Annotated in this window: 15 protein-coding genes; 7 read left to right on the forward strand and 8 right to left on the reverse strand. The window is 70.2% G+C overall.

Features of this window, described 5'->3' with window-relative positions; translation table 11 throughout:
• Nucleotides 1-99: 99 nt before the first annotated feature.
• A complete protein-coding gene (locus tag BN159_RS05350) occupies nucleotides 100-3,294 on the forward strand; it encodes an ATP-binding protein (protein WP_015655894.1) in 3,195 nt (1,064 codons plus the stop codon).
• A gap of 6 nt (nucleotides 3,295-3,300) precedes the next feature.
• On the opposite strand, the gene BN159_RS05355 is transcribed toward BN159_RS05350, so the two are convergent.
• From BN159_RS05355 to BN159_RS05390, 8 genes are all read right to left on the reverse strand, one after another.
• Nucleotides 3,301-4,602 carry an alpha/beta fold hydrolase gene (locus tag BN159_RS05355; RefSeq protein ID WP_015655895.1) on the reverse strand — a complete coding sequence of 434 codons (1,302 nt, stop codon included), beginning with the start codon at nucleotides 4,600-4,602 and terminating at the stop codon, nucleotides 3,301-3,303.
• Nucleotides 4,603-4,704: 102 nt separating this feature from the next.
• Complete coding sequence (locus BN159_RS05360) at nucleotides 4,705-5,730, reverse strand: LacI family DNA-binding transcriptional regulator (protein ID WP_015655896.1); 1,026 nt, start codon at nucleotides 5,728-5,730, stop codon at nucleotides 4,705-4,707.
• Nucleotides 5,731-5,819: 89 nt separating this feature from the next.
• Nucleotides 5,820-7,238, reverse strand: coding sequence for a BNR repeat-containing protein (locus tag BN159_RS05365; protein ID WP_015655897.1), 1,419 nt, complete (start codon nucleotides 7,236-7,238; stop codon nucleotides 5,820-5,822).
• Between the two features lie 15 nt (nucleotides 7,239-7,253).
• Complete coding sequence (locus BN159_RS05370) at nucleotides 7,254-7,574, reverse strand: L-rhamnose mutarotase (protein ID WP_015655898.1); 321 nt, start codon at nucleotides 7,572-7,574, stop codon at nucleotides 7,254-7,256.
• 17 nt (nucleotides 7,575-7,591) lie between these two features.
• A complete protein-coding gene (rhaS, locus tag BN159_RS05375; protein WP_041818834.1) occupies nucleotides 7,592-8,674 on the reverse strand; it encodes a rhamnose ABC transporter substrate-binding protein in 1,083 nt (360 codons plus the stop codon).
• Nucleotides 8,667-9,650 carry an ABC transporter permease gene (locus BN159_RS05380; protein WP_015655900.1) on the reverse strand — a complete coding sequence of 328 codons (984 nt, stop codon included), beginning with the start codon at nucleotides 9,648-9,650 and terminating at the stop codon, nucleotides 8,667-8,669. The genes rhaS and BN159_RS05380 overlap by 8 nt, the downstream gene beginning before the upstream one ends.
• Nucleotides 9,643-10,683 (reverse strand): ABC transporter permease, encoded by a 1,041-nt coding sequence (locus BN159_RS05385; RefSeq protein WP_015655901.1) that lies wholly within the window; start codon nucleotides 10,681-10,683, stop codon nucleotides 9,643-9,645. The genes BN159_RS05380 and BN159_RS05385 overlap by 8 nt, the downstream gene beginning before the upstream one ends.
• Nucleotides 10,680-12,197 carry a sugar ABC transporter ATP-binding protein gene (locus tag BN159_RS05390; RefSeq protein WP_015655902.1) on the reverse strand — a complete coding sequence of 506 codons (1,518 nt, stop codon included), beginning with the start codon at nucleotides 12,195-12,197 and terminating at the stop codon, nucleotides 10,680-10,682. Before BN159_RS05390 ends, BN159_RS05385 begins: the two co-directional genes overlap by 4 nt.
• Nucleotides 12,198-12,468: 271 nt before the next feature.
• On the opposite strand from BN159_RS05390, the gene rhaI reads away from it, so the two are divergent.
• The 6 genes from rhaI (at nucleotide 12,469) to BN159_RS05420 (ending at nucleotide 20,231) form a co-directional block, all read left to right on the forward strand.
• Entirely contained in the window at nucleotides 12,469-13,629 is a 1,161-nt protein-coding gene (rhaI, locus tag BN159_RS05395; protein WP_015655903.1) for an L-rhamnose isomerase, read from the forward strand.
• 141 nt (nucleotides 13,630-13,770) lie between these two features.
• The gene (locus tag BN159_RS05400) at nucleotides 13,771-15,810 is read left to right on the forward strand and encodes a bifunctional rhamnulose-1-phosphate aldolase/short-chain dehydrogenase (RefSeq protein ID WP_015655904.1); all 2,040 of its coding nucleotides are present in this window, start codon (nucleotides 13,771-13,773) and stop codon (nucleotides 15,808-15,810) included.
• Between the two features lie 92 nt (nucleotides 15,811-15,902).
• Complete coding sequence (locus BN159_RS05405) at nucleotides 15,903-17,282, forward strand: rhamnulokinase (RefSeq protein ID WP_051113626.1); 1,380 nt, start codon at nucleotides 15,903-15,905, stop codon at nucleotides 17,280-17,282.
• Between the two features lie 74 nt (nucleotides 17,283-17,356).
• Entirely contained in the window at nucleotides 17,357-18,112 is a 756-nt protein-coding gene (locus tag BN159_RS05410; RefSeq protein ID WP_015655906.1) for a (Fe-S)-binding protein, read from the forward strand.
• Nucleotides 18,109-19,587: a LutB/LldF family L-lactate oxidation iron-sulfur protein gene (locus BN159_RS05415; protein ID WP_015655907.1), complete on the forward strand. Its 1,479-nt coding sequence runs from the start codon at nucleotides 18,109-18,111 to the stop codon at nucleotides 19,585-19,587. Before BN159_RS05410 ends, BN159_RS05415 begins: the two co-directional genes overlap by 4 nt.
• On the forward strand, nucleotides 19,584-20,231 hold the full coding sequence (locus tag BN159_RS05420; protein ID WP_015655908.1) for a LutC/YkgG family protein: 648 nt from the start codon (nucleotides 19,584-19,586) through the stop codon (nucleotides 20,229-20,231). Before BN159_RS05415 ends, BN159_RS05420 begins: the two co-directional genes overlap by 4 nt.
• Nucleotides 20,232-20,246 lie beyond the last annotated feature (15 nt).

Consider the following 20,246-nt stretch of genomic DNA (forward strand, 5'->3'; position numbering starts at 1 on the left):
CCCGATCGCCCACGCCACGGCCGTAGTTGTCGCCGTTACCCACCCGCGGCCCGGGGTGTGCGGCGATACTGGCGGGAAGCGCCGGATCCGAGGGGAGCCATGGCGGGGTCGGGACGTCGGGGAAGCTCGCGCGGTGAGCTGATACGGCAGCGCGCGCAGGCGCAGTTCGTCGGGCGCCGGGCGCAGCTCGCGCTGTTCGCGGAGAACCTGGAGAAGGACCCGGCGGCGGACGACGATCCGGCGGAGTTCCTCTTCCATGTGCGCGGGCTCGGCGGGGTGGGCAAGTCGACGCTGCTGCGCCAGTGGCAGGAGACGGCCCGCCGGGCGGGCGCGGTGACCGCGGCGGTGGACGAGACCGACGTCCACGGCGTCGCGCAGGCGCTGCTGGAGCTGGCCCGCCAACTGGCCGAACAGGACGGTCCGCTCAAGGACTTCGACCGGGCCGCGGAGCAGTACCGGCGGGAGCAGGAGACGGCCACGGGGCCGCTTCCCGCGGACGGCCCGGCCGACGCCGAGACCTCCATGTCGAGCCGACTGGTGACCCAGGCGGCGCTCGGGGCCGCCTCGCTCATCCCGGGGGCCGGGGTGGTGACGGCGATGACGAACCCGGACGCCGCGGCACAGGGTCTCGACCGGCTGCGGGCGGGCGCACGAGGGCGGGGCCGCAAGGGCCGTACCGGCGACACGGCCGAGCTGTGCCAGTCCTTCGTCACCGAACTGGGCCGACTGTGCGAGCGGCACAAGTGGGTGGTGCTGTTCCTGGACACCTGGGAACTGACGGGCCGCTATCTGGGCGGCTGGCTCAGGGATCTGCTGGCGGACGTGTTCGGGCCGCTGCCGCAGAACGTGCTGGTGGTGCTGGCGGGGCGGGACGAACTCGCCGAGCGGGACTGGGCGTTGCTGCGGACGCAGGTCGCGGAGGTGCCGCTGGAGGTGTTCACCGAGGCGGAGACGCGGACGCTGCTCGCCGCGCGGGGTGTCACGGAGCCGGACGTCGTGGACGCGGTGCTCCAGCTGTCCATGGGGCTGCCGCTGCTGGTGCAGCTCCTGGCACGCACCCGGCCCGAGAGCGCCGAGGAGCTCTCGGACGGCGACGAGGTGGACCGGGCGGTCGAACGGTTCGTGCAGTGGGTGCAGGATCCGCGGCGGCGCGAGACGGTCCTGGCCTGCGCACTGGTGCCGCACCTGAACGAGGACGTCTTCGCCGCCGCCGTACCGGAGGAGTCGCGGGACCTGTGGGAGTGGCTGTGCCGACAGCCGTTCGTCAGCGGCCGGGGCGACTTCAAGCAGTACCACGCGGTGGTACGGGCGAGCATCGTGCGCCAGCGCCGCATCCGCTCCCCGCAGAGCTGGACCACGGCACACCTGAGGCTCGCCGAGACCCATGCCGGCTGGCGGACCGAGGCGGAGCGGGAGCTGCCCGAGCTGAAGCGCTGGGGCGACCCAGCCTGGCGTCGCCTGCGCATGGACGAGACCTATCACCTGCTGTGTGCCCGTCCCGCCCGGCATCTGACGACCGCGCTGGAGGACACGGTCCAGGCCACGGCTCAGGGCGCGGCCGTGCTGCGGCAGTGGACCGACTCCCTGGGCCAGGCGGCCCGCGACAGCGCCGACCCCGCGCTCCTGGCCTGGGCGGAGCGCTTACAGCTCTGCTTCTCGGCCGACGAGCCCGAGATCGCCCACTTCACCGCGCTGCTCGCGCACGGCGCCCTGGGCACACTGCCGCGGGCCTGTGCGCACAACTACCGCGGCTGGTACCTCTACCGCGCGGGCCGGGACGAGGAGGGCATGGCCGATCTGGAGCGGGCCGTCGCCCTCGCCCCGGACGACGCGCGCGCCCGCGCGGACCGCGGCGGCGGCCATCTGCGGGCGGGCCGCCGCGACGAGGCGGTCGCCGACTTCACCGCCGCCCTCGAACTGGACCCCGACCGGGCGTCGGTCCTCGCCCAGCGCGCGGAGGCTCACCGGCAGTCGCGCCGCTACGACGACGCCGTCGCCGACTTCACCGCCGCCCTCGACCGTCATCACGATCGCGTCTACGTCCTCAGCAGCCGAGGCCAGGCGCACCGCCAGGCGGGGCGCTACGACGACGCCGTCACCGATCTCACCGCCGCCCTCGACCTCAGGCCCGAGTACGCCTGGGCGCTCGCGCAGCGGGGAGAGGCGCACCGCGAGGCCGAGCGCTACGACGAGGCCGTCACCGACTTCACCGCGGCCCTCGGCCACGACCCCGACTTCGCCTGGGCCTTGAGTTCACGCGGAGCGGCGCACCGCCAGGCCGGCCGGCACGATGAGGCCATCGCCGACCAGACCGCCGCGCTGCGTCTCGACTCCGCCTATTTCTGGGCGCTCGCGGAGCGCGGCGAGGTGCACCGCGAGGCCGGCCGCTACGACGAGGCCGTCGCCGACCTCACGGCCGCACTCGCCCTCAGTCCCCGCTATGCCTGGGCGCTCGGATCCCGCGGCCAGGCCCATCACGGGGCCGGCCGCTACGACGAAGCCGTCGCCGACCTCACGGCCGCACTCGAACTCGACGCGACGCTCGACTGGGCCCGGTCGCACCGGGTTGAGGCCCACTACCTGGCCGGCCGCTCCCAGGAGGCCTTGGAAGACCTCTCGACGGTGATGGAACTCCAGCCCTCCTCTCCCTGGCCGTTGGCCGTGCGTGGATTCATGCACCGGATGAACGGCGACTACGCCCAGGCCGCGGCGGACTACGCGAGTGCGCTGGAGCGCGCTCCCGACGACCGCGCCCGGTTGTGGGTCGTCCGGGACCGGGGCGAGTTCCACCGGCAGACGGGCCGACTGGCGCAGGCCGTGGAGGACTTCACCACCTGCCTGGATCTCAACCCGGACGACGTCTGGTCCCGGAAGCTTCGCGGAATCTCCCATAGGCAGGCGGGCCGCTCCACCGAGGCGCGCGAGGACCTGACGCAAGCCCTCGCGGCGAGCCCCGGTTCCCCGGACGTCACCTTCGAGAAGCTCATGCTGGACACGGTGACCTCCGGGCCCGCGGAATGCCTGGACCAGTGGACGAGACTGCTCACGACGCCGGTGACGGTCCAGGCCAGCAATGCCGTCCGCTACTTCGCCCTGTTCCGCGTCCTCATCCTCGAACCGCACCGCAACATGACCGAGGCCGCTGAGGCGTTCCTCGCAACCGTCCGGCACCACGACGCCGTGGTGGACGTGCTGCGCTGCCTCGACGAACTGTCCCGCCTGGACCACGAGTTGGCGCTCCGCGCCCGGGCGTGCCGTCGCGTCATCGCGGAGCGCACCCGGGCCGGGGACTGAGCGGCGTCACACCTCGTCGCGGGCCAGGGACAGGAGCCGGTCCAGCACCCGGGGACCGCTCGCGCGGACGCCGTCGTGCTCGAACTCGTCGGTGACCCAGGTGCGCAGGCCACGGATCGTCCGAGCCGTGGCGAGCGAGTGGGCGGTGTCGACGTACATGTCGTCGTGGTAGATCGCCGCCGCGGTGGGGACCTCGTTGGCGGCCAGGCGCGCGGGGTCGTACAGGGGCGCCCAGTCGGTACGGGCGGCAAGGAGTTCGGCGGTCTCGCGCAGCGGGCGCAGGGCCGGATCGCAGTCGAACATCCAGGGGTGGATCGTCTCGCCGGTGAAGAGCAGCGGCCCGTCCCCGGCCAGCGCCTTCGCCGCGTCGAACTGCGGGAACTCGGCGCGGACCCGCTCGGCCGACCAGGCGGTGGGGCGGCCGTCCTGGCCGTAGATCGCCTCGTGGACGAGGGCGTACAGCGGGTGTCCGGCGTACGAGAGCAGGCCCTGGACCTCCTCCTGGAAGGCGTCGGAGAGGGCCATGCCCTGGGCGGTGCGGACGAAGGCGTGCTCCAGGAGGAAGTGCAGCCGGTGGCTGCCCTCGCCGCCGCCGAGGACGATGCCGAGGGACTGGAAGGCCTCGGCGGTGAGCCGGTAGCCGTTCGGCAGGACGACCTCGTGGCTCAGCAGGTGGTCGGCGATCCGGCGGGCCCGCTCGACGTCCTGCGGGTAGCGGGCGTAGTGCGCGGTGACCTTGCGCTCGATGCGCGGGTAGGCGGCGCGGTAGACGTCGTCCGCGTGGGCGTCGAGGGAGGGCAGGCCGCCGGTGATGATCGCCGCGCTCAGGCCCTCGGGGGCGGTGGACAGGTAGTTCACGGTGCAGAAGCCGCCGAAGCTCTGCCCGAGGACGGTCCAGGGCGCGCCGCCGGTGACGGCCGGGCGGATCGCCTCGCAGTCCCGGACGATCGAGTCGGCGCGGAAGCGGGCGAGGTAGTCGGCCTGCTCGGCGGGGCCGCCGCGCAGTGGGAGCGTCTGGCGGTTGGCGGGCGTGGAGTGGCCGGTGCCGCGCTGGTCGAGCAGCAGGACGCGGTACTCCTTGAGCGCGCGGCCGAGCCAGGCCGGCCGGCCCACGAACCGGTTCGCCCCGAACCCCGGGCCGCCCTGGAGGTAGACCAGCCACGGCAGGTTCTGTTGCGCCCGGTCACCGGCGACGACCTCACGGGCGTAGAGCTCGATGGTCTCCCCGGCCGGGTCGTCGTGGTCGAGGGGCACGGTGAAGCGGCGGTCGGTGAGGACGACGCCGGGCTGGCGGTAGGTCGCGGTCAACACGGCTCCCGGGACGGACGGACAGGACATGCGCGCCCCAGTTCAGCACATGTCCGTCCGATATCCGATCCCCGGGATCATGAAATCGGACTGAACGCCGGATCAGCGCGCCGAGAGGCTGGAGCGCCGTACGACGAGTTCCGGCTGAAGCACCACCCGACGGTGCTCGTGGCCGCGGGTGCCGTCCTCGTCCTCGGTCTCCTCCAGGAGCAGCTCGGCGGCGAGGGCGCCCATGGTGACGGCGGGCTGCCGTACGGAGGTCAGGGGCACGGCCGCGGCGGCGGCGAACTCGATGTCGTCGTAGCCGACGATGGCGAGGTCGTCGGGGACGCTGACACCGGCCGCGTACATCGCCTGGAGCACGCCGAGGGCGAGCAGGTCGTTGGCGCAGAACACGGCGGTCGGGCGGTCGGCGAGGCCGAGCAGCCGGGCGCCCGCGTCCCGGCCCGCGGCCACGTCGAGCCGCTCGGTGGGCAGCTCGCGCAGCACCTCGGGGCCGAGGCCCGCCTCGGCGAGCGCGGACAGCGCGCCGGTACGGCGGTCCCGGACCTGGTTGAGGCTGGGCGGGCCGCTGACGTACGCGATGGAGCGGTGTCCGGCGTCGACGAGATGGCGCACGGCGAGCGCGCCGCCCGCGACGTCGTCGACGGAGACCGAGCACTCGGTGGTGCCCTCGGCGACCCGGTCGACGAGGACGAAGGGGATGTGGTGCCGCCGGAAGGACTCGATGTTGCGTCCGGTGGCGTCCGCCGGGGTCAGCAGCACCCCGCGCACCCGCTGTTCGGCGAAGAGCGACAGATAGTCGGCTTCCTCGGCCGCGTTCTGCGCGCTGTTGCAGACCATGACACCGAGTCCGGCCTCGCGCGCGGCCCGCTCGGCACCGCGTGCCACGTCGACGAAGAAGGGGTTGCCCATGTCGAGGACGAGCAGCCCCATGATGCGGCTGCGGCCCGCGCGCAGCTGACGCGCGGACTCGCTGCGGACATAGCCCAGCCGGTCGATCGCCGAGAGCACCCGGGCCCGGGTCTCGGTGGCGACGCTGTCCGGACGGTTGATGACGTTCGAGACCGTGCCGACCGATACTCCGGCGGCGCGGGCGACGTCCTTGATACCCACCGACTGGGCCATCGGGCAGGGACCTCCAGAGAGAGACAGTTCAGACGTGGGGCGGCGGGAAGACCTTCACATTACCGTCACGCCGCCCACAACGGCTGCGATCAGACAGGCAGGCGGAAGTTCAGATTGCGCAGCGCCGAGGGCGTCGTCCCGCTGGACTTCTCCTGGTACATGATCGACAGGAAGTGGTCCTGTCCGACCCGCGTCTCGTCGATCACGACCTCACCGAAGGCGTTCAGCCCGGCGCCGACCCCGTCGTACAGCATCGTCCAGTCCGTGTACCCGGAGGCCTTGGAGGCGGCGGCGATACGGCAGAACGGGAAGATGGCATACGCGTTGTCGTACTTGTCCAGGATCAGCTTGGTGCGCTGGCTGGAGTTGAGCGGGACCGGGATCTCGGTCTTCTGCCAGATGCCCGAGGCGTTCTTGCGGACGTGGAAGGCGCGTCCGGAGGCGGTGCGGTCGGCGACGTAGTTGGTGGTGCATTGCCCGAAGCGTCCGGGGACGTAGCTGATGATCGCGTGCGGCAGCCCGGCGGAGTCGGTGAACTGGCTCTCCTGGTTCATCAGGGAGTGGTCGGGGTTCAGCGGGTCCACGACCAGTCCGGCGTCGGTGACGGCGACCTTGTCGGAGCCGCCCGTGGTGCCGACCACCGTGCCCGCGTTGTTGCGCCAGGTGCGGCCGCGGTCGTCGGAGTAGACATAGCCGGTGTCGTGGTTGGTGATGCCGCCGCCGTTGCACATCACGGCGCCGTTCTGCTCGCGCCAGGTGAAGAAGGAGTGCAGTCGGCCGTTGCGGTCGTAGTCGATGCCGTGCAGGTACATGTTGCGGGCGGTCGAGGAGCCGTGCTCGCTGCTGTAGGTGCCGGTGGAGCTGCTCCACTCGCCGAGGTCGGTCCAGGTGGAACCGTCGTACTCGGCAAGGGCGTTGCGGCCGTTGCCGGAGACGGCGACGCGGTAGCTGAGCTGGAGCTTGCCCTCGGGGGTGGAGACGAACTGCGGGTAGGTGAACTGGGAGGTGAGGGCGAGCCCGTCGAGGGCGGACTGGGGCGCGCCGAACCGGCTCGCGGTCCAGCTCAGCCCCGCCGGGTTGTCCACCAGCCCGGCCACCGACTTGACGTAGGTGAAGCCGTCGCTGTGGGAGTCCATGTTGAGGTGCAGACGGCCGTCGACCTTCGAGATTCCCATCGAGATCACGTTGTGGGAATCGTTGTAGCGCAGGGTGTGGCCGACCTTGACCGTGGACCAGGTGCTGGAACCGAGCGCGCGACGGCCGACCATCGCATTTCGGTCGGCCGTGTACCAGACGGCGTACTGATAGCCCTTGTAGGTCAACAGGCCGTTCTTCTGGAAGGCGTTGTTGTTGACCAGGCCGTCGTAGGAGACGAAGAAGATGGCCTGGGAGTCGAGCGTGGTGGTGCCGGTCAGGGTGACGGAGGGTCCTGGGTCGGCGGCCCGCGCCGTGCCCGGGCCGGCCATGCCGGCGAGTAGTGCGGTCGCCAGCACAGTGCGTCTTTTCATGGATGCGACTCCGACTCAGGCTAGATGGAAGACTTCGGTGAGGGGTGTCATCGATTCGTCGGGTCGGGCGCCGTCCAGCGACTCGAAGAACGGCGCCATCTCCGCCTGCCAGCGGGCGTTGACCTCGGTGGCCTCCATGCCGGCCCGGGCGGCGGCGAAGTCCTCGGTCTCCAAGTAGCCGACCAGCAGGCCGTCTTCGCGCAGGAAGAGCGAGTAGTTGCGCCAGCCGGTGGCCTGGAGCGCCGCCAGCATCTCCGGGCATACGGCGGCATGCCGCTCGCGGTACTCGTCGAGGCGGTCCGCCCGGACCTTCAGCAGAAAGCACACGCGCTGCATCAACAGCCCCCTGGGGATCAGAAGTCGTACTGGTCGATGTTCTTGGCGTCGAACACGGTCGGCTTGCCGAGGCTGATCACCCCGTCCTTGCCGATCGTGTACTCGCCCATGTCGCCGGCGGTGAACGTCTCGCCCTCCTTGCCGGTGATCTGCCCCGACACCAGCGCCACGGAGGTACGGGCGGCCAGCTCGCCGAGCTTCGCCGGGTCCCACAGCTCGAACGCCTCGACGGTGCCGTTCTTGACGTACTTGCGCATGTCGTTGGGGGTGCCGAGGCCGGTCAGCTTGACCTTGCCCTTGTACTTGGACCCCGAGAGGTACTGGGCGGCGGCCTTGATGCCGACGGTGGTCGGGGAGATGATCCCCTTCAGGTCCGGGTACTCCTGGAGCAGACCCTGGGTCTGCTGGAAGGACTGCTGGGCGTCGTCGTTGCCGTAGGCGACCTTGACGAGCTTGATGTCCTTGTACTTGGCGTCCTTGAGTTCGTCCTTCATGAACTCGATCCAGGTGTTCTGGTTGGTCGCGGTCTGCGCGGCGGACAGGATCGCGATCTCGCCCTTGTAGCCGATCTGTTCGGCGAGCAGCTGCACCTCGGTGCGGCCGAGGTCCTCGGCGGAGGCCTGCGAGACGAAGGCGTTGCGGCAGTCGGCCTTGGTGTCGGAGTCGTAGGTGACGACCTTGATGTCGTTCTTCATGGCCTGCTTGAGCGCGGTGCACAGGGCGCCCGGGTCCTGGGCGGAGACGGCCATCGCGTCGACCTGCTGCTGGGTGAGCGTGTTGACGTAGCTCACCTGCCCGGCGGTGTCGGTGGCGCTGGACGGCCCGACCTCCTTGTAGCTGGAGCCCAACTCCTTGAGCGCGGCCTCGCCGCCCTTGTCGGCGGAGGTGAAGTAGGGGTTGTTGACCTGCTTCGGCAGGAACCCGACGGTCAGCCCCTTCTTCAGCTCGGCGTTGGGGTCGGCCTTGCCGCCGGTGGCGGCGGAGGCGTCCTCGTTGGCGACGTCCTCCTTGGTGGTGCCGCCACAGGCGGTGGCGGCGAGCGAGAGGGAGGTGACGAGGGCGAGGGCGACAGAGACACGCCGGAGGGAGGACTTACGCATCATGAGGTTCCTTTGAACGAAGTTGGGCAACGGCGATCTGCCGAGCCACCCGAGGCCCGAGCACGGAGAGAACAAGCAGCACACCGGTGACGAGAATCTGGGTCTGCGCGGAAACGTCCTGAAGGCTCATGACGTTCTGAAGCGCACCCAGCAGAAACACCCCGGCGATCGCACCGCCGAGCGTCCCCTTGCCACCGTCGAAGTCGATTCCGCCGAGCAGCACGGCGGCGACGACGGAGAGTTCGAGGCCCGTGGCGTTGTCATAGCGCGCGCTGGCGTAGTGCAGGGCCCAGAAGATACCGGTGAGGGAGGCCATGAGCCCGGTCACCGTGAACAGGATCAGCTTCTGCCGCTTCACCCGGACCCCCGCGAACCGCGCCGCCTCTTCGCTCGCCCCGACGGCGAACAACGACCGTCCGAAGGGCGTGGCGTGCAGAACGACCAAGGCGATCGCAAGCAACACCAGGAAGGGCACAAGCGCGTACGGGACGAACGTGTCGCCGATTCGACCGGAAGCGAAGTCCAGGTACGGCGTGGGGAAGTCGGTCACCGCATCGGAGCCGAGCACGATCTGCGCGATCCCCCGGTACGCGGCAAGCGTTCCGATGGTCACCGCGAGCGACGGCAGGCCCAGCTTGGTCACCAGCAGACCATTGATCAACCCGCACACCACACCGAGCAGCAGACAGATCGGAATGATCGTCTCGATCGTCATGCCCTGGTTCCACAGGGCGCCCATCACGGCACCCGAAAGCCCCGCCGTCGAAGCGACCGAAAGATCGATCTCACCGGAGACGACCAACAAGGTCATCGGCAGCGCGATCAGGGCGATCGGAAGCGTGTTCCCGATCAAGAACGACAAGTTGAGCGAGTTGCTGAAGCCGTCGACGAACCCGAAGGACAGCAGGAGCACGACGATCAGGAGGGCACCGACCACCGTGTCCCAGCGGATCGCACGCGTCAGGGAGTCAGGCATGGCGGGCGTTCCTCTTCTTCAGGGCCGAGGCCACGCGCAGCGCGACGATCCGGTCGACCGCGATGGCGAGGATGAGCAGGACGCCGTTGATGGCGAGAACCCAGACGGAGCTGACGCCGAGGGCGGGCAGCACACTGTTGATGGAGGTCAGCAGCATCGCGCCGAGCGCGGCGCCGTAGACGCTGCCGGAGCCGCCGGTGAACACGACACCGCCGACCACCACCGCGCTGACGACGGTGAGTTCGTAGCCGTTGCCGGTACCGGAGTCGACGTTGCCGAACCGGGCCAGGTACATCGCGCCGGCAAGTCCGGTCAGCGCCCCGCAGACGGTGTACGCGGCGAGGATCCGCTTGCGGACCGGGATGCCGGCGAGGCGGGCGGCCTCCGGATTCGAGCCGAGCGCGTACAGCTCACGCCCGCTGCCGAAGTGCCTGAGGTAGTACGCGGTGGCGACCAGCACCGCCAGCGCGATCAGCGCGAGATACGGCACCGCGGAGATGCCGCCGGAGCCGAAGTCGACGAAGCTGTCCGGGAGGTCGGCCGCCGTGATCTGCCGGGAGCCGACCCAGATGGAGTCGATGCCGCGGATGATGTACAGCGTGCCGAGGGTGACGACGAGGGCGGGCACCTGGCCGAGGCTGACGAGCAGGCCGTTGAGCAGGCCGAAGCCGATGCCCAGGAGCACCGCGAGGAGCACGGCGAGGACCGGGTTGCCGTCGCCCTGGAGGTACGTACCGGCGGCGAAGGCCGTGATGCCGAGGGTCGAGCCGACGGAAAGGTCGACGTTGCGGGTGATGACGACCAGGGACTGACCGACCGCGATGAGCACCAGGATGGTCGCGTTGAGCAGCAGGTCCTTGATGCCCTGTTCGGTGAGGAACTCGCTGTTCCCGGCCTGGGTGACGCCGATCATCACCAGGAAGACGAGCAGGATGGCCAGTTCGCGCATCTTGAAGACACGGTCGACGAGCCGGGTCGCGCCCGCCTTGGGCACCTCGGCGACGGGGGCTTTCTCGGGAGTGGTCACCGTCATGCGGCGGCCCTCCCGGTGGCTGCGGCCATCACGGTTTCCTCGGTGGCTTCGGAGCGGGGGATCTCGGCGGTCAGCCGACCCTCGTGCATCACCAGCACGCGGTCGGCCATGCCGAGGACCTCGGGCAGGTCGGAGGAGATCATCAGGACGGCGACGCCGTCGGCGGCGAGCTCGGACAGCAGCCGGTGGACCTCGGCCTTCGTACCGACGTCGATACCGCGGGTGGGCTCGTCGACGATGAGCACCTCGGGCCGCGTCGCCAGCCATTTGGCGAGGACCACCTTCTGCTGGTTGCCGCCGGAGAGGGTGGAGACGGCGTCGGCGATCCGCGCGTACTTCACCTGGAGCTTGACCGCCCAGTCGAGGGAGCGGCTGCGTTCGGCGTCGCGGTCCATCAGCCCGGCCTTCACGGTCGTACGCAGTCCGGTGAGGCCGATGTTGCGTTCGATGGACATGTCCATCACCAGGCCCTGGGCGCGCCGGTCCTCCGGCACCAGCGCCAGACCGGCCGCCATGGCGGTGGAGGGGGCGCCGTTGACCAGGGCCTTTCCGCCCACGCTCACTTCACCGGCGTCCCAGCGGTCGATGCCGAAGACCGCTCGTGCGACCTCGGTACGGCCCGCGCCGACCAGTCCGGCCAGGCCGACGATCTCGCCGCGCCGGACCTCGAAGGAGACGTCGGTGAAGACGCCCTCGCGGGTCAGCCGGCGCACGCTCAGTGCGACCTCGCCCGGTTCGACGTCCTGCTTGGGGTACAGCTCCTCCAGGTCGCGGCCGACCATCCGGCGCACGAGGTCGTCCTCGGTCATGCCCTCCAGCGGCTCGCAGGCGATCCAGGAGCCGTCGCGCAGGGTCGTCACCCTTCGGCAGATCCGGAAGATCTCCTCCAGGCGGTGGGAGATGAACAGGACGGCGGCGCCCTGTTCGCGCAGGGTGCGGACGACGCCGAAGAGCCGGGCGACCTCGCTGCCGGTGAGGGCGGCGGTCGGCTCGTCCATGATCAGGACGCGGGCGTCGAAGGAGAGCGCCTTGGCGATCTCCACAATCTGCTGGTCGGCGATGGACAGGCCGCGCGCCGGGCGGTCGGGGTCGAGTTCGACGTCGAGGCGCTTCATCAGGGCGAGGGTGGCGGCGTGGGTGGCCTTGTGGTCGATCCGGCCGAGCGCGCGCCGCGGCTGGCGGCCCATGAAGATGTTCTCGGCGATCGACAGGTCCGGGAAGAGGGTCGGCTCCTGGTAGATCACGGCGATCCCGGCGTCCCGGGCGTCGCCGGGGCCGTGGAAGACGACGGGCGCGCCGTCGAGCAGCACCTGGCCGGAGTCCGGCCGGTGCACACCGGCGAGCGTCTTGATGAGGGTCGACTTGCCCGCGCCGTTCTCTCCGGCGAGGGCGTGCACCTCCCCGGGGAACAGCTCCAGGGAGACGTCCCGCAGGGCGCGGACCGCGCCGAAGGACTTCGAAACGTCCCTGAGCGCCAGTACCGGGGCCGGACCCGTGGTGGACGGGTGGGTCATGGGGGCTCCTCGACGACGTCGGCGGGACGGCCCTCGCGACGTCGTGAAAGGTTTCAACTTGGTTGCCGGGACGTTAGACACGCCGCGCATGTCACGTCAATGGGTGCGTGTCGAAAAACTTTCGATGAATCAAGGTCGCGGCGGAGTCACGGGCAACGGGCTATGACATGGGGGTTGACACCCCTTCGGGGGGCTCATAACTTCCCGTCTTGAATCGTTTCACAGCGATGCCTTTCTGAAGACTTTCAAACCGACGTCACAGGAGCCCGAAGTGACCGAGCTCGCCGCGGTGAAGGCCGCGCTCAGGACCCAGGCCGTCGAGACGCCGTCGTGGGCGTACGGGAACTCGGGGACCCGCTTCAAGGTGTTCGCCCAGCAAGGCGTGCCACGGACGCCGCGGGAGAAGCTGGAGGATGCGGGGCAGGTCCATGCCTTCACGGGAGTGGCGCCGACGGTCGCGCTGCACATCCCCTGGGACAAGGTCGAGGACTACACGGCGCTGGCGAAGTACGCCGAGGAGCGGGGCGTACGGCTCGGCGCGATCAACTCCAACACCTTCCAGGACGACGACTACAAGCTCGGGAGCATCTGCCACCCCGAGGCGGCGGTGCGCCGCAAGGCCGTCGATCATCTGCTGGAGTGCGTCGACATCATGGACGCGACCGGTTCCCGGGATCTGAAGCTGTGGTTCGCCGACGGGACGAACTATCCCGGGCAGGACGACATCCGCGGCCGGCAGGACCGGCTCGCCGAAGGTCTTGCCGAGGTGTACGAGCGGCTCGGGGACGGGCAGCGGATGCTGCTGGAGTACAAGTTCTTCGAGCCCGCCTTCTATACGACGGACGTCCCGGACTGGGGCACCGCCTATGCGCACTGTCTGAAGCTGGGGCCGAAGGCGCAGGTCGTCGTGGACACGGGGCATCACGCGCCGGGGACCAATATCGAGTTCATCGTGGCGACGCTGCTGCGGGAGGGGAAGCTCGGGGGGTTCGACTTCAACTCGCGGTTCTATGCGGACGATGACCTGATGGTGGGGGCCGCGGATCCGTTCCAGTTGTTCCGGATCATGTATGAGGTGGTGCGGGGTGGGGGGTTCACCTCGGATGTCGCGTTCATGCTCGATCAGTGCCACAACATCGAGGCGAAGATTCCGGCGATCATTCGGTCGGTCATGAATGTGCAGGAGGCTACGGCGAAGGCGTTGCTGGTCGACCGGGATGCGCTGTCTGTTGCGCAGGCTTCCGGGGACGTTCTCGCGGCCAACGCCGTGCTGATGGATGCGTACAACACGGATGTGCGGCCGTTGCTTCGTGAGGTGCGGGAGGAGATGGGGTTGGACCCCGAGCCCCTCGCTGCGTATGCCCGTTCCGGGTGGGCCGAGGAGATTGTGGCTTCTCGGGTTGGTGGGGAGCAGGCCGGTTGGGGGGCGTGACTCGTCTGCCTGGTTCTGGTTCGTCGCGGAGTGCGGGTTCGTCGTGGCTTGTCGCGCCCACGCGGCGGAGCCGCAAATCGATACAGCCCCGCGCCCCTGAGGGAAGTGCACGCCCCGTCTCTTGATCAGTGAGGAAACTCCATGTCCACCCATCCTGAAGCCGCCGCTCTTCTCGCCCGGTCCCATCGGCTCGGCTCCGATCCCCGTAACACCAACTACGCCGGTGGTAACGCGTCGGCGAAAGGTGTCGAAACCGATCCCGTGACGGGGGGTGACGTGGAGCTGATGTGGGTCAAGGGGTCCGGTGGGGATCTCGGGACGCTCACCGGGAGTGGGCTGGCCGTGTTGCGGCTGGATCGGATGCGGGCGCTCGTCGACGTCTACCCCGGCGTCGAGCGCGAGGACGAGATGGTTGCCGCCTTCGATTACTGCCTGCATGGGAAGGGGGGTGCCGCTCCGTCCATCGACACCGCCATGCACGGGCTGGTCGAGGCCGCTCATGTCGATCATCTGCATCCGGACTCCGGCATCGCGCTCGCCTGCGCCGCCGACGGGGAGAAGCTGACCGCCGAGTGCTTCGGCGACACCGTGGTGTGGGTGCCATGGCGGCGGCCCGGGTTTCAGCTCGGGCTGGACATCGCGGCGGTGAAGGCGGCCCATCCGCAGGCCATCGGGTGCGTCCTCGGCGGGCACGGGATCACCGCCTGGGGCGACAGCTCCGAGGAGTGCGAGCGGAACTCGCTGCACATCATCCGCACCGCCGAGGCGTTCCTGGCGGAGCAGGGCAGGGCCGAGCCGTTCGGGGCCGTCGTCGAGGGGTACGAGGCTCTCGGTGAGGGTGAGCGCAGGGCTCGGGCCGCCGCGCTCGCGCCGTATGTGCGTGCCCTCGCCTCCCAGGACCGGGCCCAGGTCGGTCACTTCACCGACTCCGATGTCGTGCTCGACTTCCTGTCCCGTGCCGAGCACCCCCGGCTCGCCGCGCTCGGCACCTCCTGCCCCGATCACTTCCTGCGGACGAAGGTGCGGCCGCTGGTCCTCGATCTGCCGCCGGCCGCTCCGCTGGAGGAGGCCGTCGCGCGGCTGAAGGAGCTGCACGCCGAGTACCGCGAGGAGTATGCCGCCTACTACCAGCGGCACGCCCTGCCCAACTCCCCCGCGATGCGTGGCGCCGACCCGGCGATCGTGCTCGTCCCCGGCGTCGGCATGTTCTCCTTCGGCAAGGACAAGCAGACCGCCCGGGTCGCCGGTGAGTTCTACGTCAACGCCATCAATGTGATGCGCGGCGCCGAGGCGGTGTCGACGTACGCGCCGATCGAGGAGTCCGAGAAGTTCCGGATCGAGTACTGGGCCCTTGAGGAGGCCAAGCTCCAGCGGATGCCGAAGCCCAAGGCGCTGGCCACGAGGGTCGCGTTGGTCACGGGGGCGGGCAGCGGGATCGGCAAGGCCATCGCCCGTCGGCTGGTCGACGAGGGCGCGTATGTGGTCGTCGCCGATCTGAACGGTGACAACGCCGCTGCCGTCGCCGAGGAGTTGGGCGGGGCGGACAAGGCCGTCGCCGTCACCGTCGATGTGACGGACGAGGAGCAGATCGCCGACGCGTTCCGGGCCGCGGTGCTCGCCTTCGGCGGGGTCGACCTGGTCGTGAACAACGCGGGGATCTCCATCTCCAAGCCGCTGCTGGAGACTTCGGCCAAGGACTGGGACCTCCAGCACGACATCATGGCCCGCGGTTCCTTCCTGGTCTCGCGGGAGGCGGCGCGGGTGATGATCGCGCAGGAGCTGGGCGGTGACATCGTGTACATCGCGTCCAAGAACGCCGTCTTCGCGGGCCCCAACAACATCGCCTACTCCGCCACCAAGGCCGACCAGGCCCACCAAGTGCGGCTGCTGGCAGCGGAGTTGGGCGAGCACGGGATCCGGGTCAACGGTGTCAACCCGGACGGTGTGGTGCGCGGCTCCGGGATCTTCGCCGGTGGCTGGGGTGCCCAGCGGGCCGCGGTGTACGGGGTGGAGGAGGAGAAGCTGGGCGAGTTCTACGCCCAGCGGACCATCCTCAAGCGCGAGGTACTGCCCGAGCATGTCGCGGCCGCCGTCTTCGCGCTCACGGGCGGCGACCTCACCCACACCACCGGGCTGCACATCCCCGTCGACGCCGGCGTCGCGGCCGCCTTCCTGCGGTGAGCGGCTCGGTGAAGGTGAGCGGCTCCGCGAAGGGGAGCGGCTCCGTGAAGTCGTACGCCGCGGTCGACCTCGGCGCGTCCAGTGGACGGGTCATGGTCGGCCGCGTCGGCCCGGACAGCCTGGAGCTGGCCGAGGCGCACCGGTTCCCCAACCGGCCGGTGCGGGTTCCGGAGGGGCTTCGGTGGGATGTCCTCGGGCTGTACGCCGGGGTGTTGGAGGGACTGCGGGCGGCCGGGCGGGTCGACTCCGTCGGCATCGACAGCTGGGCCGTGGACTACGGCCTGCTCGACGCGGACGGGGCGCTGCTCGGCAATCCCGTGCACTACCGCGACGCCCGTACGGAGGGCGTCGCGGAGAAGGTGTGGGCGAGCGTGCCCGCCGAGGAGCTGTATGGGGCGACGGGGCTTCAGTACGCGCCCTTCAACACCCTGTATCAGCTCAAGGCCGATCAACTCACCCGTGCGGACCGGCTGTTGTTGATTCCCGATCTGCTGACGTACTGGCTCACCGGCGAACAGGGCACCGAGCTGACCAACGCCTCGACCACGCAGCTCATCGATCCCCGGACCCGGACATGGGCGACCGTCGTCGCCCAACGCCTCGGCATCGACCTGGAGTTGTTCGCGCCGCTGAGACAACCCGGCGATCCGGCCGGGTTCCTGCGCCCCGAAGTGCTGGAGGAGACGGGACTTGCCGGGCCGGTGCCGGTGACGGCGGTCGGCTCGCACGACACCGCCTCGGCGGTGGCCGCGGTCCCGGCCGCCGACGGTGAGCGGTTCGCGTACATCTGCACCGGGACCTGGTCGCTGGCCGGTCTTGAGCTGGACGCGCCGGTGCTGACCGAGGAGAGCCGGGCCGCCAACTTCACCAATGAGCTGGGGCTCGACGGCACGGTCCGGTATCTGCGCAACATCATGGGCCTGTGGCTGCTCCAGGAGTGCCTGCGCGCCTGGGGCGAGCCGGACCTCGGCGCGCTGCTGCTCCAAGCGTCCAAGTCGCCGGCGCTGCGGTCGGTGGTGGACGCAGGCGACGCGGCATTTCTGGCGCCGGGCCGGATGCCGGAGCGGATCGCCGAGGCGTGCCGCGACTCGGGGCAGCCGGTGCCCGAGTCGCCCGCGCACATCACCCGGTGCATCCTCGACTCGCTCGCCCTCGCCCACCGGCGTGCCGTCGAGGACGCCCAGCGCCTCGCCGACCGGCCGGTGGACGTCGTGCACATCGTCGGTGGCGGGACCCGTAACGCCCTGCTGTGCCAGCTCACCGCCGACGCCTGCGGGCTGCCGGTGGTGGCGGGTCCGACTGAGGCCGCGGCGCTCGGCAACGTCCTGGTCCAGGCGCGACCGCACGGTCTCGTCCGGGACCTCGCGGACGGACGGCGACTGCTCACCCGTACCCAGCCGTTGACCCGCTACGAGCCGCGCGGGCAGTCCGCCCGGTGGCGGGAGGCGGAAGCCCGGCTCGCCGGGGCGTGAGCGGGGTCTCCCCCGGGGCTCGGCCCCGCATTACCCTGCACCCATCCGATGATCGAAGGCGAGAAGGAGCCGCGATGCGTGTCGCTCTGTTCCTGACCTGTGTCAACGACACGCTCTATCCGGACACCGGCCGCGCCGTGGTGAAGCTGCTGACCAGGCTGGGGGTCGAGGTCGACTTCCCGATGGCCCAGACCTGCTGCGGACAGGCGCACTACAACACCGGCTACCGCCATGGCGCGGAGCCGCTGGCCCGGCATTTCTCCGATGTCTTCGGGGAGTACGAGGCGATCGTCACGCCGTCCGGCAGTTGCGGGGCGATGGTGCGGGAGCTGTATCCGCGGATGGGCGAGCGGGCGCGGGCGGAGGGGCGCGGGGACGCGCTCGCCGCCACGCTCGCGCCCGTGGTGCCGAAGACGTACGAACTGACGGAGTTCCTGGTGGATGTGCTGGGGGTGACGGACGTCGGCGCGTACTACCCGCACAAGGTGACCTATCACCCGGCCTGTCACGGGCTGCGCGGGCTGGGTCTCGCGGACCGCCCGCAGCGGCTGCTCCGGGCCGTGAAGGGGATGGAACTGGTCGAACTCCCGGGCGCCGAGGAGTGCTGCGGCTTCGGCGGCACCTTCGCGGTGAAGAACTCCGATGTCTCGGCGGCGATGGGCGCGGACAAGGTGCGCAACGCGGAGTCGACGGGCGCGGACGTGCTGTGCGCGGCGGACAACTCCTGTCTGATGCACATCGGCGGGACGATGGCCCGGCTGCGGACCGGGATGCGGCCGGTGCACATCGCCGAGATCCTGGCGAGCACGGAGGAGGAACCGGCCGTATGAGCGGGACGTTCGTAGGGATGCCGGCCTTTCCGAAGGCGGCGCACGAGGCCGTGCACGACCAGACCCTGCGCGGAAATCTGCGCCACGCGACGCACACGATCCGCGGGAAGCGGGCCAAGGCCGTGGCGGAGGTGTCGGACTGGGACGCGCTGCGGGACGCGGGCGCGCGGATCAAGGACCATACGCTGCGTCATCTGGACCGCTATCTGGTCCAGTTGGAGGAGTCGGTCACCGCGGCGGGCGGTGTCGTGCACTGGGCGGCCGACGCCGACGAGGCGAACCGGATCGTGGCCGAACTGGTCAAGGCGACCGGTGAGTCGGAGGTCGTCAAGGTCAAGTCCATGGCCACCCAGGAGATCGGGCTCAACGAGGCCCTGGAGGCCGAGGGCATCCGTGCCTACGAGACCGATCTCGCCGAGCTGATCGTGCAGTTGGGCAAGGACCGGCCCTCGCACATCCTGGTCCCGGCGATCCACCGAAACCGCGGTGAGATCCGGGACATCTTCCGCAGGGAGATGAGCGAGTGGGGCCGCCCCGCGCCCGAGGGCCTCACCGACACGCCCGCCGAACTCGCCGAAGCGGCCCGGCTGCATCTGCGGGAGAAGTTCCTGCGCGCCAAGGTCGGCATCTCCGGCGCCAACTTCATGGTCGCCGACACCGGCACACTGGTCGTCGTGGAGTCCGAGGGCAACGGACGGATGTGCCTGACCCTCCCCGAGACGCTGATCTCGGTCGTCGGCATCGAGAAGGTCGTACCGACGTGGCAGGACCTGGAGGTGTATCTCCAGACCCTCCCCCGCTCCTCCACGGCCGAGCGCATGAACCCGTACACGAGCATGTGGACGGGCACGACGGACGGTGACGGCCCGCAGGTCTTCCATCTGGTCCTGCTCGACAACGGCCGCACCGACACCCTCGCGGACGAGGTCGGCCGCCAGGCCCTGCGCTGCATCCGCTGCTCGGCGTGCCTCAATGTCTGCCCGGTGTACGAGCGGGCGGGCGGCCATGCCTACGGCTCGGTCTACCCGGGCCCGATCGGCGCCATCCTCAGCCCCCAGCTCCGGGGCACGGCGAGCGAGATCGACGCCTCGTTGCCGTACGCCTCCTCGCTGTGCGGTGCCTGTTACGAGGTGTGCCCGGTGGCCATCGACATTCCCGAGGTGCTGGTGCATCTGCGGGAGCGGGTGGTGCAGGGCGGCCAGGTGATCAAGGGCGGCAACAAGGTCGTGCTCAAGCCTGCCAAGGGGCACGCGGCCGAACGGGCGGCCATGCGGGCGGCCGGCTGGGCGTTCGCCCGCCCCGGCGCCCTGCGCACCGGCCAGCGGCTCGCCTCCCGCACCCGGCGACTGCATCCGCGCAGCCTCCCCGGTCCCGGCAAGGCGTGGAGCGACACCCGGGATCTGCCCGCGGTACCGCCGGAGCCGTTCCGGGACTGGTGGAAGCGGACGAACGGCGGAAAGGACGGCGCCAAGTGAGCAGCAGGGAACGGATCCTGGGCCGAGTGCGGCGCGCGCTGGCGGACGTACCGGCGGGTGAGGACGCCGCGATCGAGCGCGCGTATCTACGGCAGCACGGTGACCTCGGTCCGGCGCAGACGGTGGATCTGCTGGCGGAGAACCTGGCGGACTACCGGGCGGTCGTGCACCGCACGGACACCGAGGAACTGCCTTACCTGATCATGCGGTTGCTCGCGCAGCGCGGACCGCAGTATGTGCTCGTGCCTCCAGGGCTGCCGCCGCAGTGGATGTCGGCCGCCGACCCCACGCGGGTACACGATCGCGCGGTCAGCACGCCGCAGGAGCTGGACAAGGTGGAGAGCGTGGTCACCGGCTGCGCCCTCGCCATCGCCGAGACCGGCACCCTCGTCCTCGACGGCTCCCCCGACCAGGGCCGCCGCCGCATCACTCTCGTGCCCGATCACCACATCTGTGTCGTACGGGTCCCGGACCAGGTCGTCTCCTCCGTACCGCAGGCCCTCGAACGCCTCGACCCGGCCCGTCCGCTGACCTGGATCTCCGGTCCTTCGGCGACCAGCGACATCGAGCTGGACCGGGTCGAGGGGGTGCATGGTCCGCGCATGCTGGAGGTGGTGCTGGTGAGCGATGAGGAGCGTGCGTAACGTCCGCCATTCGCC

The organism is Streptomyces davaonensis JCM 4913 (genome assembly GCF_000349325.1).
Taxonomy (GTDB): Bacteria; Actinomycetota; Actinomycetes; order Streptomycetales; family Streptomycetaceae; genus Streptomyces; species Streptomyces davaonensis.

Coding starts and splice junctions, on each gene's coding strand:
- BN159_RS05350 (WP_015655894.1), top strand. CDS start 100: ATGGCGGGGTCGGGACGTCGGGGAAGCTCGCGCGGTGAGCTGATACGG.
- BN159_RS05360 (WP_015655896.1), bottom strand. CDS start 5,730: ATGGCCCAGTCGGTGGGTATCAAGGACGTCGCCCGCGCCGCCGGAGTA.
- BN159_RS05365 (WP_015655897.1), bottom strand. CDS start 7,238: ATGAAAAGACGCACTGTGCTGGCGACCGCACTACTCGCCGGCATGGCC.
- BN159_RS05370 (WP_015655898.1), bottom strand. CDS start 7,574: ATGCAGCGCGTGTGCTTTCTGCTGAAGGTCCGGGCGGACCGCCTCGAC.
- rhaS (WP_041818834.1), bottom strand. CDS start 8,674: ATGCGTAAGTCCTCCCTCCGGCGTGTCTCTGTCGCCCTCGCCCTCGTC.
- BN159_RS05380 (WP_015655900.1), bottom strand. CDS start 9,650: ATGCCTGACTCCCTGACGCGTGCGATCCGCTGGGACACGGTGGTCGGT.
- BN159_RS05385 (WP_015655901.1), bottom strand. CDS start 10,683: ATGACGGTGACCACTCCCGAGAAAGCCCCCGTCGCCGAGGTGCCCAAG.
- BN159_RS05390 (WP_015655902.1), bottom strand. CDS start 12,197: ATGACCCACCCGTCCACCACGGGTCCGGCCCCGGTACTGGCGCTCAGG.
- BN159_RS05400 (WP_015655904.1), top strand. CDS start 13,771: ATGTCCACCCATCCTGAAGCCGCCGCTCTTCTCGCCCGGTCCCATCGG.
- BN159_RS05405 (WP_051113626.1), top strand. CDS start 15,903: ATGGTCGGCCGCGTCGGCCCGGACAGCCTGGAGCTGGCCGAGGCGCAC.
- BN159_RS05410 (WP_015655906.1), top strand. CDS start 17,357: ATGCGTGTCGCTCTGTTCCTGACCTGTGTCAACGACACGCTCTATCCG.
- BN159_RS05415 (WP_015655907.1), top strand. CDS start 18,109: ATGAGCGGGACGTTCGTAGGGATGCCGGCCTTTCCGAAGGCGGCGCAC.